The 693-nt window shown below is 47.9% G+C and carries 1 rRNA gene; it reads right to left on the bottom strand.

Going from position 1 to position 693, the window contains the following annotated elements:
- Positions 1 to 689: ribosomal RNA gene (locus KPL55_RS25785) — 23S ribosomal RNA — on the bottom strand; the annotation flags it as partial.
- Positions 690 to 693: the final 4 nt, after the last annotated feature.

Here is a 693-nt window from a genome sequence, read left to right as displayed (position 1 = left end):
CGCCCTATTCAGACTTGGTTTCCCTTCGGCTCCGTACCTTAAGTACTTAACCTTGCTACATATCGTAACTCGTTGGCTCGTTCTACAAAAAGCACGCCGTCACACATATAAAGTGCTCCGACCGGTTGTAGGCACACGGTTTCAGGTTCTATTTCACTCCCCTTCCGGGGTTCTTTTCACCTTTCCCTCACGGTACTTCTTCACTATCGGTCACTAGGTAGTATTTAGCCTTGGGAGGTGGTCCTCCCAGCTTCCCACAAGGTTTCACGTGTCTCGTGGTACTCTGGATTAGATCTGACTGTTCTTCCTTTTCATTTACAGGCCTATTACCTTCTGCGGAGCAGCTTTCCAGCTATCTTCAATTAAAGAATTACAGTATTTATGATCTATCCGCAACCCCCAGGTCAAAGACCTGGGTTTGGGCTCTTTCCCTTTCGCTCGCCGCTACTTAGGAAATCGATGTTTCTTTCTCTTCCTCCGGGTACTTAGATGTTTCAGTTCCCCGGGTGTACCTCTGCATACCTATTTATTCAGTATGCAGTACATAGTTGTTACTATGTGGGTTCCCCCATTCGGAAATCTTTGGATCACTGGCTATTTGCGCCTACCCAAAGCTTATCGCAGCTTAACGCGTCCTTCTTCGGCTCCTAGTGCCAAGGCATTCGCCATGCGCCCTTTGTAGCTTGACCTTTG

The organism is Clostridium lacusfryxellense, assembly GCF_018861735.1.
Lineage (GTDB): Bacteria > Bacillota > Clostridia > Clostridiales > Clostridiaceae > Clostridium_AD > Clostridium_AD lacusfryxellense.
Note: the sequence above shows the minus strand (reverse complement) of the source record. Positions and strands in the feature narration are given on the sequence as shown.